Genomic DNA, 17,601 nt, shown 5'->3' with positions numbered 1-17,601 from the left:
CGAGCCCCCGCCGCCGGGACGGATGTCCCGCCGGGGCGGCGACGTCCCGCCATGAACCCTCCGGTGCCCCGCCCCTCCTATCCAGCCCCCGCCGGGGGGCGGGGCACCGGTCGGAACGCTCACCCGTTTCTTCTCAGTCACAGCCAGCCCATACTGCTCAGCCTCCGCACCGCCTCACCCCGGCGGTGCGGCATCCCCGCCGGTCAGGCGGCGAAGGAGATGGTTCACGTGTCCGCTACGCCCGTGTTGGCGTTGCGCGGGGTCTCCAAGCGGTTCGGTGCCGTCCAGGCGCTCACCGACGTAGAGCTTGAGGTCCACGCCGGTGAGGTGGTCGCGCTCGTCGGCGACAACGGCGCCGGAAAGTCCACGCTGGTCAAGACGATCGCCGGCGTGCACCCCATCGATGAAGGCTTCATCGAATGGGAGGGCAGGGGCGTGTCGATCAACCGGCCGCACGACGCCCAGAGCCTCGGCATCGCGACCGTCTACCAGGACCTCGCGCTCTGCGACAACATCGACGTCGTCGGCAACCTCTACCTGGGCCGGGAGCTGCACAAGCGCGGCGTCCTCGACGAGGTCGAGATGGAGCGCCGGGCCCTGGAGCTCCTCAAGACGCTGTCGATCCGCATCCCCAGCGTCCGTATCCCGATCGCCTCGCTCTCCGGCGGTCAGCGCCAGACCGTGGCCATCGCCCGTTCGATGCTCGGCGAGCCCAAGCTCGTCATCCTCGACGAGCCCACCGCCGCCCTCGGCGTTGAGCAGACCGCACAGGTGCTCGACCTGGTGGAGCGGCTGCGGGAGCGCGGCCACGCCGTGATCCTCATCAGCCACAACATGGCCGACGTCAAGGCCGTCGCCGACAAGGTCGCCGTACTGCGTCTGGGCCGCAACAACGGGATCTTCGAGGTCAAGTCGACCTCGCAGGAAGAGATCATCTCCGCCATCACCGGTGCCACGGACAACGCCGTGACCCGCCGTGCGGCGCGCAACGCGGAGGTTCAGAAGTGACCACGGAAAAGACCACCGACGCGCCGGTCGTCAACCCGGACGCCGCGCACGACGCGCTGACGGCCGTCGACCCGCGGCTGCTGGTGCGCGAGCAGGGCGTCAAGGGCTACTGGTCGGAGTTCAAGCGCAAGATGCACGCCGGCGACCTGGGGTCCATCCCGGTCGTCATCGGTCTGATCATCATCGCCGTCATCTTCCAGAGCATGAACTCGCAGTTCCTCTCGGCGAAGAACCTCACCGACATCTCGGTCACGATGGTCGGCACCGGCATGATGGCCGTCGGCATCATCTTCGTGCTGCTGCTCGGCGAGATCGACCTCTCCGTCGGCGCCGTCAGCGGCGTCTCCGGCGCTCTCGCGGCCGTCCTGAGCGTCAGCAACGGCATGAACGAGTGGCTCGCCGTCCTCATCGCCCTCGTCGGCGGTGCGGTCATCGGAGCCCTGCACGGCTTCTTCTTCGCCAAGATCGGCGCGCCCGCGTTCGCCGTCACCCTGGCGGGCCTGCTGTTCTGGCAGGGCTTCATGCTCCAGATGCTCGGTGACACCGGCACGATCAACCTCGACTCGGAGGGCGTGGTCGGCAGCATGACCACGCACTTCTTCTCCGACGTGGCGGCCGCCTACGGGCTCGCCGCGGTCGCCGTGGCCGTGTTCTTCCTCTCGTCGTTCTTCGACAACCGCCGCCGTGACGCCGCGGGCGTGCCGTCCCGGCCGCTCTCCGACACGCTGCTGCGTACGGTGCTGCTGGCGATCGTGGCCTTCGCGGCCGCGGCGGTCTTCAACCAGTACCGCGGTCTGCCGCTGGCCCTGGTGCTCTTCCTCGCCGCCCTGGTCATCACGGACTTCGTGCTCCGCCGCACCTCGTACGGACGCAAGATCTTCGCTCTCGGCGGCAGCGTCGAGGCCTCGCGGCGCGCCGGCATCAACGTCACCGCCGTCCGGATCTCCGTCTTCTCCATCGCGGGCTTCTTCGCGGGCGTCGGCGGTCTGTTCTGGGCGTCCAAGATCGCGGCGGCCAACCAGAGCGCCGGTGCCGGTGAGCTGCTGATGAACGTCATCGCGGCGGCCGTCATCGGCGGCACCAGCCTCTTCGGCGGCCGGGGCCGCACCTGGAACGCGCTGCTCGGCGCGATGGTGATCGTCTCCATCCAGTACGGCCTGGCACTGGAAGGCATCAGGACCCCGGTGGTCTACATGATCACCGGTGGTGTTCTGCTGGCGACCGTGGTGATCGACTCGATCACCCGCAAGACCCAGCGCACCGCAGGTCGCGCCTAGTACGACCCCGAGTGCCCGGCACCGCACCGCGGTGCCGGGCACTGCTGCGTCTACGTCCGCGCGCACCTCCGCGTGTACGTCATAGGCGTGACACGGAACGCACCGCCCTGTGACGGAGCGGCGGCACGGAACACTAGACTCGGTCAATCGGTACGGACGATCAGCTTCGATCTCGATCAGCTCGAAGGCAGCTCGAATGCAAGGAGGCACGGTGACACAGCCGCGCGCAGCGCGTCCTGCAAGGGTGGTGGGCGACGGGGGGAATCTGCTGTCCCGTATCGGGGGACCGCGTGACCTCGACCGGCTCGGCCCGGAGCAGCTGGAGCAGCTCGCCGCAGAGATCCGGACCTTCCTGGTGGACGCCGTCTCCAAGACCGGCGGACACCTGGGACCCAACCTCGGCGTGGTCGAGCTGACCATCGCCCTCCACCGTGTCTTCGATTCCCCGAAGGACAAGGTCCTCTGGGACACGGGCCACCAGAGCTACGTCCACAAGCTGCTGACCGGACGCCAGGACTTCTCCCGGCTCAAGATGAAGGGCGGCCTGTCCGGCTACCCCTCGCAGGCCGAGTCCGCCCACGACGTCATCGAGAACTCGCACGCCTCCACCGTGCTCGGCTGGGCCGACGGCCTCGCCAAGGCCAATGAGGTGCTGAGGAAGGACGACCACGTCGTCGCCGTCATCGGCGACGGGGCCCTGACCGGCGGCATGGCCTGGGAGGCGCTCAACAACATCGCCGCCGCCAAGGACCGCCCGCTCGTCATCGTCGTCAACGACAACGAGCGCTCGTACGCCCCGACCATCGGCGGCCTCGCCAACCACCTGGCCACCCTGCGCACCACCGACGGCTACGAGCGCTTCCTCGCCCGCGGCAAGGACCTCCTCGAGCGCACCCCCGTCGTCGGCAAGCCGCTCTACGGCACGCTGCACGGCGCCAAGAAGGGCCTCAAGGACTTCATCGCCCCGCAGGGCATGTTCGAGGACCTCGGTCTGAAGTACGTCGGTCCCATCGACGGCCACGACATCGAGGCGCTCGAGTCGGCCCTCGCCCGGGCCAAGCGCTTCGGCGGGCCCGTCATCGTGCACTGCCTCACCGAGAAGGGCCGCGGCTACCAGCCCGCCCTGGCGGACGAGGCGGACCGCTTCCACGCCGTCGGCAAGATCCATCCCGACACCGGCCTGCCCATCTCCAGCTCCGGGCTCGACTGGACCTCCGTCTTCGGCGAGGAGATGGTCAAGCTCGGCAAGGAGCGCGAGGACGTCGTCGCCATCACGGCCGCGATGCTCCAGCCCGTCGGCCTCGACAAGTTCGCCAAGGCCTTCCCCGACCGGGTCTACGACGTCGGCATCGCAGAGCAGCACGGCGCGGTCTCCGCGGCGGGCCTGGCGACCGGCGGTGTGCACCCCGTCTTCGCCGTTTACGCCACCTTCCTCAATCGTGCCTTCGACCAGGTCCTCATGGACGTCGCCCTCCACAAGTGCGGTGTGACCTTCGTACTGGACCGGGCCGGTGTCACCGGCACCGACGGCGCCTCCCACAACGGCATGTGGGACATGTCGATCCTCCAGGTGGTGCCCGGTCTGCGGATCGCCGCCCCGCGCGACGCCGACCAGGTCCGCGCCCAGCTGCGCGAGGCCGTAGACGTCGACGACGCGCCGACCGTGGTCCGCTTCTCCAAGGGCGCGGTCGGCCCCGCCGTCAAGGCCGTCGGCAAGGCCGGCGGCATGGACGTACTGCGCCGCCCCGAGACCGAGCGGCCCGACGTGCTGCTGGTCTCCGTGGGCGCCCTCGCCCCGATGTGCCTGGAGATCGCCGACCTGCTCGACGCCCAGGGCATCTCCACCACCGTCGTCGACCCGCGCTGGGTCAAGCCGGTCGACGAGGCGCTGCCGCCCCTCGCCGAGCGGCACCGGGTGGTCGTCACCGTCGAGGACAACAGCAGGGTCGGCGGCGTCGGCTCGACCATCGCCCAGGCGCTGCGCGACGCGGGCGTGGACGTACCGCTGCGGGACTTCGGCATCCCGCCGCGCTTCCTCGACCACGCCTCCCGCGCCGAGGTGCTGGCGGAGATCGGCCTGACCGCGCCGGACATCGCCCGGCAGGTCACCGGACTGGTCTCCAAGCTCGACGGCCGCCTCGACAGCGAAGCGGTCGAACCCGCCCGCGACTGACCCGCACCGGCCCCTTCCACGGCGCGCGCACGCCGCCGTGGAAGGGGCCGATGTCTGCGCAAGTGCCGTTTCCCGGCCGGAGAAACCCCCTGTACGGGTGGTCCCCCCGGCCCATTCGGTTGAACTCCACCCCGTCCGGCGCCGTACCGGCCACCCGGCCTCCCGATCATGGTCGGGACGACGAGCGTGGAGGTACAGCGGTGAGTACAGAGACAGACCCCGCGGGCGGCGGGAGCGGCGTCCTCCGTACCAAGTCGATCGAGCAGTCGATCAGGGACACGGAGGAACCGGAGCACGCGCTCAAGAAGTCGCTCTCGGCGCTGGACCTCACGGTCTTCGGCGTGGGCGTCATCATCGGCACCGGGATCTTCGTCCTCACCGGCAAGGTCGCCAAGGAGACCGCCGGCCCCGCCACCGCGCTCGCGTTCGTCGCCGCCGGTGTGGTCTGCGCCCTCGCCGCCCTCTGCTACGCCGAGTTCGCCTCGACCGTCCCGGTGGCCGGCTCCGCGTACACCTTCTCGTACGCCTCGCTCGGCGAACTGCCCGCCTGGATCATCGGCTGGGACCTGGTGCTGGAGTTCGCGCTCGGCACCGCGGTCGTCGCGGTCGGCTGGTCCGGCTATGTGCGCTCGCTGATGGACAACGTCGACTGGCATCTGCCCGCGGCGCTGCAGGGCCCCGACGTGGACGGCGGCGCCTTCGACCTCCTGGCGTTCCTGCTCATCCTCGCGCTGACCGCCGTACTCGTCGTGGGCATGAAGCTCTCCGCACGGATCACCGCGGTCGTCGTGGCCATCAAGGTCGGCGTCGTGCTCATCGTGATCGTGGCGGGCCTGTTCTTCGTCAAGGCCGCCAACTACGACCCGTTCATCCCCGAGTCCCGTGGCCAGACCGAGGGCTCCGGCTGGGACGCGCCCCTGGTCCAGCTGCTCTTCGGCTACGAGCCCACCAACTTCGGCGTCATGGGCATCTTCACGGCCGCGTCCGTCGTCTTCTTCGCCTTCATCGGCTTCGACGTGGTGGCGACCGCCGCAGAGGAGACCAAGGTGCCGCAGCGCGACATGCCGCGCGGCATCCTCGGGTCGCTGCTGATCTGCACCGTGCTCTACGTCGCCGTCTCCCTCGTGGTGACCGGCATGCAGCACTACACCGAGCTGTCGACCAGCGCCCCGCTCGCCGACGCCTTCAAGTCCGTCGGCAAGCCGTTCTTCGCCGGCGTCATCAGCTTCGGCGCCGCCGTCGGTCTGACCACGGTGTGCATGATCCTGCTCCTCGGCCAGACCCGGGTGTTCTTCGCCATGAGCCGCGACGGTCTGCTGCCGCGGTTCTTCTCCAAGACCCACCCGCGGTTCCGCACCCCGTACCGGCCGACCATCCTGCTCGGTGTGATCATCGCCGTCGTCGCCGGCTTCACCAGCATCAACGAGCTGGCGACCCTGGTGAACATCGGCACGCTCTTCGCGTTCGTCGTCGTCGCCCTCGGCGTGATCATCCTGCGCCGTACCCGCCCCGATCTGCACCGCGCGTTCCGCACCCCGCTGGTGCCGCTGGTGCCGATCCTGTCGGTCGCCGCCTCGGTGTGGCTGATGCTCAACCTGCCCGGCGAGACCTGGTTCCGCTTCGCCGTCTGGATGGCGCTCGGCCTCGTCGTGTACGCGCTCTACGGCCGCGGCCACAGCCGCCTCGGCCGCACGGGCCCCGACGCGAAGTATTAGGCACTGTTTCTCGGATCGTGTGCGGAGCCAAATGATCCGAGAAACAGTGCCTAGACCGCCGGCCGCCGTACGGTACGCGGGCCCACGCACCGCGCGCCGTACGCCTCGACGCGCCGCCGCAGCTCCCGGTCGGCGGTGGCGACGACGCACTCCCGGCCCGCCGCCGCCTCCACGACCTGAACGATCCTGTCGTCACCGCTCCCGGCCGCGGACTCCACCGCCACCTCCGGCACGGACGCCACGCCCCGGGCCGCGCCCTCCACCACGAGCACCACCTCCAGCGGCCCGGGCCACCCCTCCACCCCGTCCCGCGCCACCCCCACCAGCCCGTCCCGCAACCGCTCGGCGGCCCCCCGCCGGTCACGCCACCATTTGTCGGGCACGGAACCGACGACATTGGCGCCGTCGACGACGAGGAGCACGGGGAGACTGTCCATGGGGTCAGGGTGGCAGGTGGCGGGGCGGGACGCGGCCTGTGCTGAGGCAGATCGGCGCTGCCACACTGCGGTGACCTGCGGCAATGAAGGGCACACGCCCCCGTACACTCGTGCGCATGACGTGGTTGATCACCGGTGGTGCCGGTTTCATTGGGGCGCATGTCGTCCGGTCGATGCTCGGGGCGAACGAACGCGTAGTCGTCTACGACGATTTGTCGACCGGCTCCACCGACCGACTGCCGGCGGAGGTGCCGCTCGTGCGGGCCTCGATTCTCGACGGGGACGCGCTTCGCCGGGCGATCCGGGAGCACGGTGTCGTCGGCCTCGTGCACCTCGCCGCCAAGAAACAGGTCGGCGAATCCGTGGAGCGGCCGCTCCACTACTACCGGGAGAACGTCCAGGGCCTCCAGACCGTCCTGGACGCGGTCGTCGACGGCGGGGTACGGCGTTTCCTCTTCTCCTCCTCCGCGGCGGTCTACGGTCTTCCTGACGTCGACCTCGTCACGGAGGACACGCCGTGCGCACCGATCAACCCCTACGGCGAGACGAAGCTGGTCGGGGAGTGGATGGTGCGCGCCGCCGGCAGGGCACACGGTCTGTCCACCGCGTCACTGCGTTACTTCAACGTTGCCGGCGCGGCCTCGCCCCGGCTGGCGGACACCGGGGTGTTCAACCTGATCCCGATGGTCTTCGAGAAGCTCACCGAGGGGTCCGCCCCTGTTGTGTTCGGCGACGATTACGCGACCGGAGACGGCACATGCGTGAGGGACTTCATCCATGTCGACGACATCGCGTCCGCACACGTGGCGGCCGCCCGGGTCCTCGCCGACCGGGCTCCGGGCAGCGACATCACCGTCAACATCGGCCGGGGCACGGGTGTTTCCGTCCGGGAGATGATACGGCTGATCGGCGAGGTCACCGGCTACGGACCTGCGGCGGAGCCCGTCGTCGCGCCACGCCGACCGGGCGACCCCGCGAAGGTGGTGGCGTCCGCGGACCGGATCCGCGACGAACTCGGCTGGTCGGCGCGGCATGAGTTGCGTGACATGGTCGTCTCGGCATGGGACGGCTGGTGCCTCCGGTACCCGGGGGCGCGGCGTACCGCGGCCACCGCCACCCCGCCGCGATGAAGCGACGGCTTCGGGAAAGGGACACGCCCGAGGCCGCACCTCAACGGGAAGCCCAATTCCGGAGAGCCGGGTACCGGGCGCAGAAGTCACTGTCTGCGCCCGGCACGTTGAGTCCCCGATGCCGCCGTACGCCGGATGCCGGACGGGTGTCTCGTCAGCCCCCGGTGGCGGGCGACTTCTTCGCGGAGGCGGGGATCTCGGAGTCGTTGCGGATGGCCTTCCACAACTCCGTCGCCTGCGGCTCGGCGGCCACGACCCGATTCGGGTCGATCTTGTCGTAGGCGACCGGGAGCATGACGGTTTCCATTGAAGCGGGGTTGACACCGTCCATGCTGCGCGCGAACTCGGCAAGCTTCGTCAGTGAGTCGAGTCCGGAGTCGGTCGTCAGCGACTGGGTGAGGGAGTCCGCGATCTTGAACGACTTGGCGGGGCTGCCCAGCAGGTCCTGCGACTTGACCTCCTTGAGCAGCGCGATCATGAACTCCTGCTGCAGGCCGATCCGGCCCAGGTCGCTGCCGTCGCCGATGCCGTGCCGGGTCCGGACGAATGCCAGTGACTCGGTGCCGTCGAGCTTGTGGGACCCGGCCGTGAGGTCGAGGCCGGACTCCTTGTCGCGAATCGGTTGGTCGACGGTGACGGTCACTCCGCCGATGGCGTCGACCAGTTCCTTGAACCCGGAGAAGTCGATCTCCATGTAGTGGTCGATCCGGACGCCGGACATCTTTTCCACGGTATTGATCACACAGCCCGGACCGGCGCTGGTGTACACGGAGTTGAACATGACCCGCTCGGCGGCCGGGAGCTTGGTGCCGTCCTTCTTGGTGCATTCGGGACGGGACACCAGGGTGTCGCGAGGAATGCTGATGGCGACGGCCTTCTGCCGGCCTTCCGGTATATGGACCACCATCGCGGTGTCCGAGCGGGCGGTCCCGCCGACGTTGCCTCCGGCCAGGTCCTTGTTGTCTCCCGAGCGGGAGTCGGAACCGAGGACAAGGATGTCCCGGGCGCCGGTGGCGAGCTTCTCGGGGCGTTCGCCGTTGACGGCGTCGTCGATGTCGAACGACTCGATGTTGTCGTCGAGGCGGCTGTAGAGCCAGTAGCCGGTGCCGGCCGTAGCGAGCACCACGACCAGCAACGTCCACAGGATCGCCCTGCGGATACGCTGTCCCCGGGTGCGCTGCTTCTTGCGGCCCTCGCCCTGCTCTCCCTCGATGCCCTTGGACCTGCGTCGATCGCTGCGCGTGGTGGTGTCACTCGTCATGCTGTCTGTTCCCTCGTGAGCCCCGGGCCGGTCAGTGAAGTCACTGATACGTCTCGGAATCCCCCTGGGCGTGGGCCAGTGCGGACGCAGGGCGCTGCCTGCGAGGAGGTTCCGAATGGATCAACGGACCCGGAGCGCCAGGTGTGGCGAAGTTCATTGCTGGCGAGCGTGAGCGTCAGCTGCAATGATCAGCCGGATCTTGAGCACTATAGACAGATTTTTCGCTCACGGGGAGAGCGCATATCTTCGTACTGCCGAGAGCGGGCGGAATTCTCGGTTCCAAAGTGGAGAGGGCTGGCAGGAGCATGGCGCGGAGAGACGGTCGTGGCACGCGGCGTGCGGAACCGCTTCACAACGGCGGAGTGGCGGTCGTCGCGGCCACCCCGGCGGACGCGGTGTCGTTGCTCGAGGCCGAGCACGGGGACGCGGTTGTCCACATTGTCTGCCTGCGGTCCGGCGATTCCGGTGATCTGGACATGCTTCGTGCCGAGTTGTCCGCCATCAGGGCGCGGGGTTGCCGGATTCCGGAGGACCCCTGCGTCATCGAGGCCGATGAGCGGAGCGCGCCCCGCCTCATCCGCGAAGCCCTGCGTGAGATCCGGCCCACACGCCTGCGCACCCACGACCCCGACCCCGTCCACGATTCCTTCGACCGTGAGAAGAGCATGGTCGTGATCAACGAGTCCGCGCTACGGCGCGGCAGCGCGGCGCGGGCGGCGCTGAAGGCGGCACGCGAGCACCAACTGGCTTACGGAACGCCCGTATTCGTGGAGTGCCGCCGCGAGGGGACCGACGGCAGGCCGGAACAGGGTGCCGCGAGCCGCTACCCGACTCCGGCTCGGTGGCTGGTGCGGGCCAAGGACGGCAGGATATCCGCGTACCTTCCCTCCGCGGCCGGAGTCGTCCGCTGGACGGAGGGGGCGACAGGCTCCGGGTGGAGCGGACCCGAACTGCTGGAAGGCCCCCGGCTGATGCCGGGCCTCACGGTGGTCCAGGACGCGGACGGCTATACGCGGCTCTTCGCGCTGCGCCGGCGGGAGCGAACGGACGGCGACTTCGACGTCGATGTGGTCTGCGCCATCCAGTACCAGACCGGGCGCCCGATCGGACCCTGGCATTCGCTCGGGAACCCGAACGCGGGGGACTGGGCGAGGGGCCGTGAAGTCGGCTTCCCGGTGGCGGTGCTCGACGGGGAGGGCCGGCTCCATGTGTTCGTGCGGAACTTCGGGCACAGTCTGAGCACCCGCAGCCAGGACCCGTCCTCCGGCAAGTGGACCCCGTGGAAGCATCTGAGCGGGTTGCGCGTCGCTGACGAAGCAGTCGCCTACCAGGGATGGAACGGTGGTGTGGAACTCTTCGCCAGAGCCCGCGACTCGGTTGCCGCCGTGCGCTGGGAGCTGCCCGTTCCGGGCGGCGAGTGGAGCGAGGACCGTGCTGTTCCGGTCAGTCCGCTTCCGGGTAGCCTCTCGGCGGCACCAGAAGTGCGGGCAGTGCGTTACCGGTACGCTCGGACAAATGAGATCTGCCTGTGGCAGCCGGGCGGCCGGACGCCGTTGGGGTTGGGTGGCGCAGACGGGGCGGGCCAGGTCATGGGCCTTGCCGGGGCTGACGTGCAGGGCTGGGGGTACACGGTCCTGATCCGCTCCGGTGGTACGGGGGCGTGTGCGATCGGCGCTCATGCGGACGGGCGCCCGGACCTCGGGGTGTGGTGGTCCGAGTCGGGGGACCGCTCGCTCGTTCCGCCTGCGGCGACGTTCGACGCTCAGGGCCGTGTGGTGATCGCCACACTCGGCGCCGACGGGCGCGTTCGGATCTGCCGGCAGCAACTCTGCAGTGAGGGGCTGGAGTTCACAGCGTGGGACAGTCTCTGACCGGGGCCAGGAGCAGGTCCTCCAGCTTTCGATACATGATCGTCATCAACTGGCGGCCGTGTAAAGATGAACCACTTGTTAAGGTCCTCTGGCACCTTATGTGAACCACAAGTGAATGTTGTGCGCGCACAGGGTGTGCAGCCCCATCTCGCGCGGCACGAAGGTCGAAGGGGCCCAGCCAAGACCGCCGTACCGTGTGTTCCAAGACTGAGGGGTCATGCACAAGCTGTCACTGAGGGCTGTCCAGAAGCTCACATGCAAGAAGCGTGACGCATGGTGGACCGTCCTGCTGGTTGATCCGGTGGCCACCCGACTGGTGTGCTGGCTCGCCCGATTCAACTTTGTGACCCCCAACCGTGTGACGTGGGCGGCCCTCTTCGTCGGTCTCGGTTCTGCGGTCTTCTTCCTCAAGGGCGACTACGCGTCGCTCGCCATCGGCGCCGGCCTCTATCACGTCAGCTTCATTCTCGACTGCATCGACGGCAAGCTCGCACGCCTCAAGGGCAACGGCTCGGTCTTCGGCGGATGGCTCGACTACGTCTTCGACCGCATCAGGGTGCTGTTCTGCGCGCTCGCACTGATGGGCGGCCAGTTCCTCCGTACAGGCAGTGAGATGTTCCTGCTTGCGGCACTGGTCGTGGTGTTCCTGGACATGCTCCGGTACGTCGACGCGCTCCAGATCTACAAGATGCGCATGTCCATGCGTACCAAGATCGAGAAGCTCACCCTCCAGCGGCAGGCCGCCGAGGGCGTCGCCGAGGAGGACCAGAAGGTCGTCTTCATGGAAGACCTCCTGCGCGAGAACCCGGGCATGGAGGCCGATGTCGTCAAGGACAAGGTCGTCACGGATGTCGCCGTCGTCGACCTCCACGCCCAGTTCAGGAACCGGTTCCCCTGGTACTCACGCGTGCGGCACGCACTTTTCAAGAGCCGTATCCGGCCGCACCTCATCAGCGGCATCGAGTTCCAGATGTTCATATTCATCGTCGGGCCCCTGGTCAACCGCATCCTGTGGACGACGGCGGTTTCCGCGGTGCTGCTGGGCCTCTTCGAGCTCGTGATCATGTTCAAGTTCTGGCTGTCGACCCGGGACTTCACGCGCACCGTCGAACGACTGACCATCGAGCCGTCGACGGCCGGCACCATCGCCCCGCATCTGCACGCGGGGCGGCATCGACGTAAGGGTGCGCAGGTGTCGGAGGCCGAGCCGTCGCAGAGGCTGCTGTCCGATCTGGAGTCGTACGAGGATCCCGGCTTCCAGCCCTATCCGGAGCCGTACGGCGACTCGCCCGCGGATGTGCGGGAGACCATGCAGCTGCTCCGCCTTCCCGTGCGGCAGCTCGATCCCCACCCGCATCAGAGCGCCCGGCAGGACCCGTGGCCCCCGAGTGACGCACACACTCCGGCCGGCACAGAAGGACTCGGACGATGACCTACGACTACGACACGGACGACATCTGGGTGACTGTGGTCGTGCCCGCGTACAACGCGGCGACCACCGTGGGCCGGGCCGTGACCTCTGCGAGGAGCCAGACCCACGAGCACGTGGAAGTCCTCATCGTCGACGACGCGTCCACGGACGGCACCCTCGAGGTCGTGACGGATTTCGCGGCCAGCGACCCGAGGGTCCGTGTTCTGCGACGTGCCGAGAACAGCGGCGGTGTGGGCGCGCCCCGCAACGACGGTATCGTCGGGGCCTCGGGCAGTTACGTCATGTTTCTGGATGCCGACGACGAGCTCCCTCCGCGCGCGGTCGAGTTGCTGCTGGCGAGTGCCCTTGAAACGGGCAGCGACATCACCGCCGGTCGGGCCGTCCGGGTGAACAAGGAGACCGGGGACACCGAGCCGTGGGCGCCGGAGATCTACGCCATGGCCCGGACCGTGCAGAGTTTGCAGGACTTCCCGCAGATGCTCTTCGACCCGATCGCGGCTGCCAAGCTGTATCGCACGGACTTTCTGCGTGATCAGGGGGTCTACTTCCCCGAAGGTGTCTTCTACGAGGACACGTACTTCTCCACGGTGGCGGGTTGCTCGGCCAACGGGATCACCGTGATCACCGAGCCCGTCTACCGCTGGATGTGGGAGCGGGAAGGGTCCTCGATCACAGGTCGGACCGGCGAGCTACGCAGCATCCTGGACCGGGTCGCCGTGCACAGGGCCACGGACGACTTCCTGCTCGAGCGTGGCCTGTGGGATCTGAAGGTGCAGAAGGACGCGAAGTTCCTCGCGCACGATCTCCGCCTGTATATGAAGGCTCTCGCGCAGGGCGACGCCGAGTTCCAGCAGGGGTTCGCCGAGGTGGCGAGCGGCTATCTGGCACAGATCGCGGACGACGCGTTCGACATGTGCGGCCCGGTCGACCGGGTCCGTGCCTTCTTCCTGATGTACCAGGACGTCGAGGCGGCTCTCACGACCCTCGACTACGCACAGCGGCACAGTGTCGTCTCCTCGCATCTCGTAGAGGACGAGGGGCGGGTCTACTGGTCGGTCGACCACTTGCATCTGCCGAAGGCCCGGCGCCTGCTCGACGTGACGGAACTCGGTCTGGACGCCACGCCGATCTCCCGGATGCCGCTGTTTGCGCAACTGAACAGCTGCCGTATGGAAGACGGTGTGCTGAAGCTCGACGCAGAGCTGGTGAATCGCTTCGGTCGTATCACGGCGGACGACCAGCCCACCCTGCGGCTCGCGGTCAGGAACCGGCGCACGAAGCAGGAGACCACGGCCGAGATCAAGGGATTCTCCGTCGACGAGCGGATCATTCCGTTCAGCGCGGAGATGGATCTGAAGGGTCCGTTCGACGGCGACACCGATGACGCCACGGTGTGGAACGTCAGCGTCGTCGTGGACTGGAAGGGCACCCGTTCCAAGTCGGCACTGAACGTACGCGACCTGAATCTCGTGGACCTGGCCCTGACTGCGGGCGGCTCCCGGATCGAGGCGTACCGCACGGTCAGCGGCAACCTCGCCTTCCGCCATGCCAGGACGGCCGCGAGCTTCGAGTCGCTGCAGAGCGATCCCAAGGCGCCGTGGATGTGGTGGCGCGGACGGCCCAGCGACCCCACCAGCGCATCCGACGGCCGGTACGACCTCGCCGTCGTCGTCCCTTGCTACAACGTGGAGAAGTACCTCCACGACTGCCTGGCGTCACTTGCCGCGCAGCGGGGCTTCGAGTCCGTCCAGGTGATTCTCGTCGACGACGGCGCGACAGACAGGACTCCGTATCTGCTGGATATCTTCGCCCAGTTCTACGCGAACGTCACCGTCCTGCATCAGAAGAACGGCGGCCTTGGCAACGCCCGCAACAACGGGTTCGACCAGGTGACCGCCCCGTACGTCACCTTCCTCGACTCGGACGACATCCTCGCCGAGGGCGCGCTGCAGGCCATGCTGGAGACCGCGCGCCGGGACGCCTCCGACGTCGTGATCGGCGACCTGGTCAATTTCCCGGCGCGGCCCTACGGACCGTGGAAGCAGCACTTCGGCAAGGGTGACAGAGTCGTCACCGACCTGGCAGAGACACCGGACCTCATCTTCAGCGGATCCGCGTGCAACAAGCTGTTCAGCACTCGGCTGCTGCGGGAACTCGGTCTCCGGTTCGGCGAGGGAGTCCACTTCGAGGACGCGTGGGTGACGCTGCCGGCGATGCTCCGTGCGCGCCGTATCAGCCTCCTGGACCGGCCTGTCTACTACTACCGGGGCCGCCCGGACGGCACTTCGATCATGGATTCCCTCTGGAGCCGTCCGAAGAATTACTGGGACCACCTCAAGCTGAACCAGTTTCTCCTCTCGGTCTCCAAGGACGCGCCGGGCCCGGTCAAGAGGCTCTTCCAGCGCTATGTCGTGCGCACCTACAAGGGTTTCCTCTGCAACGCGCGCAATGTCATGGGCAGAGGCAGACTCGCCGAGATCTTCCCGCAGATGACCGCCCACTACGCCGGCATCCCGGACGATGTGATCCTGGAGTACGCGACCACTGCCGTGCAGCAGATCGACCACTACGCGGCGAAGACGGGCAACTTCGAGCTCTTTGCCGACCCGACACGGATCACCGCCCAAGCGGCGCGTCAGGTCCACATCGACGACGACGGGTTCTACCGGGTCTTCGACGGCGGCGCCACCGGCAGCTCGGTCGCACGGGTCAAGGACCCCAATGTCGTCGTGGAGTCGGTACGCGCCCGCGGTGACGTCCTTGTAGTGGAGGGCTGCATGGCGTTCCCCGGCATGGACATATCCGGTGAGCTGGTCAATCAGCTCGAGTTCGTGCATCAGACCCGCGAAGCCAAGATCGCCGTACCGCTGCGACAGGTGTACCGCAGGGACCTCTACAACTCCCGCAAGGAGCGCGACCTCTACGCAGGCTGGTACGCGGAGATACCGGCGAGCTCGCTCGCCGAAGGAGGGTGCCTCCCGGGCGACTTCCGGCTGCGGGTCCACAGCGTCGACGGGCGACGCCAGCGAAACGTGGTGATGAAGGCCCGGCTGCCGCTCCACCGGTTCAAGGGTGCGGGCCGCGTGGGCCGTCACCGCTACATGCTGACGATCGGCGGCTCGGATTCCCTGCACTTCCGCCTGGTTGGCAAGTCGCCGGTGGCCAAGGTGCGCCAGAAGCTCTGGCGAGCGGCCCGAGAGGTGCGGATCATGCGCCAGCGCAACCCCGGGTGGCGGATGCGGCTGCTGTACTGGCTGGCGTACCCACTGCTCAACCGCCGTGAGCTCTGGCTCATCGGGGAGCGCTCCGACACCGCGCAGGACAACTCGTACCACTTCTTCAAGTGGGTTCGGAAGAACAAGCGCCGCCGCAACGTCTACTACGTGATCGACGGCGCGTCAGCCGACTACGCGAAGCTGAAGCCGTACGGGCACGTGCTCAAGCTCAACTCATTGAAGCATCGGCTCTACCTGCTGCACGCGACCAAGCTGATCGGCTCCTACGACTCCGAGTCGTATCTGGTTCCGGAGGGGTACCGGAAGGTGCTCTTCCTGCACCGGTTCGGCGAACTGCTCAAGTATCAGCGGGTCTTCCTCCAGCACGGAGTCACCTACAACGATGTCTCGGCCGGCGTCGCACAGGCCGTCACGAGCTACGACCTGATCATCACCAGCAGCCCCCAGGAGCGGAACTGGCTGGCCGTGGAGGCCGGCTACGGAGACCGCGCCGCCCTCGCCGGGTTCCCCCGGTTCGACGCGTTGCAGCAGGACCGTACCGGCCGGCCGCGGATTCTGCTGATGCCCACTTGGCGGCAGTGGATCGTGACGGCTTCGTACAAGCGGCAGTCCGGGCCGGCGAAGACTCCGTTCAACCAGTCCGAGTACTTCCGCTTCTACCGATCGCTGCTCGGCGACCCGCGGCTTCTCGCCGCGCTGGACCGGTTCGGTGTGGACCTGGAGTTTTTCCCGCACTACGAGATACGGCCCCACCTCCACCTGTTCAACATCGATTCCCCGTCGATACAGATCGCCGATCCCAAGGGCAGGAACGTCCAGCAGGCAATGAAGGAATGTTCGCTGCTGGTCACCGACTACTCCTCCGTCTTCTTCGACGTGGCCTACATGGGAACGCCCCTGGTCTACGTCCCCTTCGACGAGGACGACTTCTACGGTCGGCACTACAAGCGTGGCCACTTCAACCTTGAGCGAGACGGCTTTGGTCCGGTGTGCCGGACGGTGGACCAGGCCGTCGACGAGGTGATCGACCTGATGGCACGTGGCTTCCCCGTCGACAGCCGCTACCGGATGCGGGCGGAGACGTTCTTCGCGTACCGCGACCAGGAGAACTGCGCCCGGGTGTTCGAGGCCGTCGACAATCTGGGCAAGGACGGCGCTTCGGCGCTCGCACCCCGGGGACCCGTCGTCCCGGAGTGGGTGCCCGCACGCGGTGACGAAGGAGTGTGGGGCAGTGCTGCTTGACGCCGACAACAGCGGTGCGCCGGTGAGGATCTTCCTGGCGGGCGATTCCATTGCGGTTACCAGGGAGCGCAGCAAGGCCCCCATGACCGGCTGGGGCCAGGTGCTGAACTTCTTCCTCACCCCGGACGTGGAGCTCGTCAATTGTGCTCGCGCAGGTGCCAGCGCACGCACTTTCAGCGAGCGTGGGCGCCTTGAGTGGATTCTGCGGAACATCCGTCCGGGCGATTACCTGTTGACGTCGTTCGGCATCAACGACGCGAAGCCGGAGGAGTGGCTCCGCACTGAGGCCTACGGAACCTTCAGCCACTACCTGCGTCAGTATGTTGACGGCGCCCGGGAACGTAATGCACACCCCGTCCTGGTGAGTCCTCACGAGCACGACACTCATGACGTGCACGGCAATGTCTCCAGGAAGATCACTGAATACGCGATGGCCATGCGTGACCTCGCCGTCGAGACGAGCACCCCGTACGTCAATCTTTACGACCAGAGCGTTCGCTGGTGGACGGAGCTGGGACCAGTAGGGACTCGCCCCTTCTTCCTTCACCTGGAGCCGGGGGAGCACCCCAACTACCCGGAGGGTTTCCACGACCCGGGGCACATGGTTCCTGCTGGTGCGATCGCCTGCGCACGCTATATCGCCTACTCGCTCGCAGCACAGCGGATCATCCCTCCGCACTGGACCATCAATCTCGATCGCCAGAGCTTCCCACCGGAGTGGGTGGTCTGGCCCGACGACGAAGAGCATGCCGCCCTGACCCGCACGCGAGCGGCGACCACGGAACTGACGTACTGAGAGCGACGCTGTCATGAAGAAAT

11 protein-coding genes are annotated in these 17,601 nt (G+C 67.6%); 9 read left to right on the top strand and 2 right to left on the bottom strand.

The window, feature by feature from the left end:
• The first annotated feature begins 219 nt into the window (after positions 1-219).
• The 4 genes from ACFYOP_RS18410 to ACFYOP_RS18395 all read left to right on the top strand — a co-directional run bounded on the left by ACFYOP_RS18410 (position 220) and on the right by ACFYOP_RS18395 (position 6,173).
• Entirely contained in the window at positions 220-1,008 is a 789-nt protein-coding gene (locus ACFYOP_RS18410) for an ATP-binding cassette domain-containing protein (protein ID WP_356894814.1), read from the top strand.
• A complete protein-coding gene (locus ACFYOP_RS18405; RefSeq protein WP_356894812.1) occupies positions 1,005-2,285 on the top strand; it encodes a sugar ABC transporter permease in 1,281 nt (426 codons plus the stop codon). Before ACFYOP_RS18410 ends, ACFYOP_RS18405 begins: the two co-directional genes overlap by 4 nt.
• Before the next feature lie 211 nt (positions 2,286-2,496).
• Entirely contained in the window at positions 2,497-4,458 is a 1,962-nt protein-coding gene (gene dxs / locus ACFYOP_RS18400; RefSeq protein WP_356894810.1) for a 1-deoxy-D-xylulose-5-phosphate synthase, read from the top strand.
• 200 nt (positions 4,459-4,658) lie between these two features.
• Positions 4,659-6,173 (top strand): amino acid permease, encoded by a 1,515-nt coding sequence (locus ACFYOP_RS18395; RefSeq protein WP_356894808.1) that lies wholly within the window; start codon positions 4,659-4,661, stop codon positions 6,171-6,173.
• Between the two features lie 50 nt (positions 6,174-6,223).
• Here ACFYOP_RS18395 and ACFYOP_RS18390 read toward each other — a convergent pair whose 3' ends face one another.
• Positions 6,224-6,610 (bottom strand): NTP pyrophosphohydrolase, encoded by a 387-nt coding sequence (locus ACFYOP_RS18390; protein ID WP_356894806.1) that lies wholly within the window; start codon positions 6,608-6,610, stop codon positions 6,224-6,226.
• Positions 6,611-6,726: 116 nt separating this feature from the next.
• On the opposite strand from ACFYOP_RS18390, the gene galE reads away from it, so the two are divergent.
• Positions 6,727-7,740: a UDP-glucose 4-epimerase GalE gene (gene galE / locus ACFYOP_RS18385; protein WP_356894804.1), complete on the top strand. Its 1,014-nt coding sequence runs from the start codon at positions 6,727-6,729 to the stop codon at positions 7,738-7,740.
• A 154-nt stretch (positions 7,741-7,894) separates the two neighbouring features.
• Here galE and ACFYOP_RS18380 read toward each other — a convergent pair whose 3' ends face one another.
• A complete protein-coding gene (locus ACFYOP_RS18380; protein WP_356894802.1) occupies positions 7,895-9,001 on the bottom strand; it encodes an LCP family protein in 1,107 nt (368 codons plus the stop codon).
• Positions 9,002-9,363: 362 nt separating this feature from the next.
• Here ACFYOP_RS18380 and ACFYOP_RS18375 point away from each other — a divergent pair, with 362 nt between their 5' ends.
• The 4 genes from ACFYOP_RS18375 to ACFYOP_RS18360 all read left to right on the top strand — a co-directional run bounded on the left by ACFYOP_RS18375 (position 9,364) and on the right by ACFYOP_RS18360 (position 17,578).
• On the top strand, positions 9,364-10,872 hold the full coding sequence (locus ACFYOP_RS18375) for a hypothetical protein (RefSeq protein ID WP_356894800.1): 1,509 nt from the start codon (positions 9,364-9,366) through the stop codon (positions 10,870-10,872).
• Between the two features lie 217 nt (positions 10,873-11,089).
• Positions 11,090-12,304 (top strand): CDP-alcohol phosphatidyltransferase family protein, encoded by a 1,215-nt coding sequence (locus ACFYOP_RS18370; RefSeq protein ID WP_356894798.1) that lies wholly within the window; start codon positions 11,090-11,092, stop codon positions 12,302-12,304.
• Positions 12,301-16,782 carry a glycosyltransferase gene (locus ACFYOP_RS18365; RefSeq protein ID WP_356894796.1) on the top strand — a complete coding sequence of 1,494 codons (4,482 nt, stop codon included), beginning with the start codon at positions 12,301-12,303 and terminating at the stop codon, positions 16,780-16,782. Before ACFYOP_RS18370 ends, ACFYOP_RS18365 begins: the two co-directional genes overlap by 4 nt.
• Entirely contained in the window at positions 16,772-17,578 is an 807-nt protein-coding gene (locus ACFYOP_RS18360; protein WP_356894794.1) for a rhamnogalacturonan acetylesterase, read from the top strand. Before ACFYOP_RS18365 ends, ACFYOP_RS18360 begins: the two co-directional genes overlap by 11 nt.
• The last annotated feature ends 23 nt before the right edge of the window (positions 17,579-17,601 follow it).

It is taken from the genome of Streptomyces sp. NPDC006294, assembly GCF_042870895.1.
Classification (GTDB): Bacteria; Actinomycetota; Actinomycetes; order Streptomycetales; family Streptomycetaceae; genus Streptomyces.
Note: the sequence above shows the minus strand (reverse complement) of the source record. Positions and strands in the feature narration are given on the sequence as shown.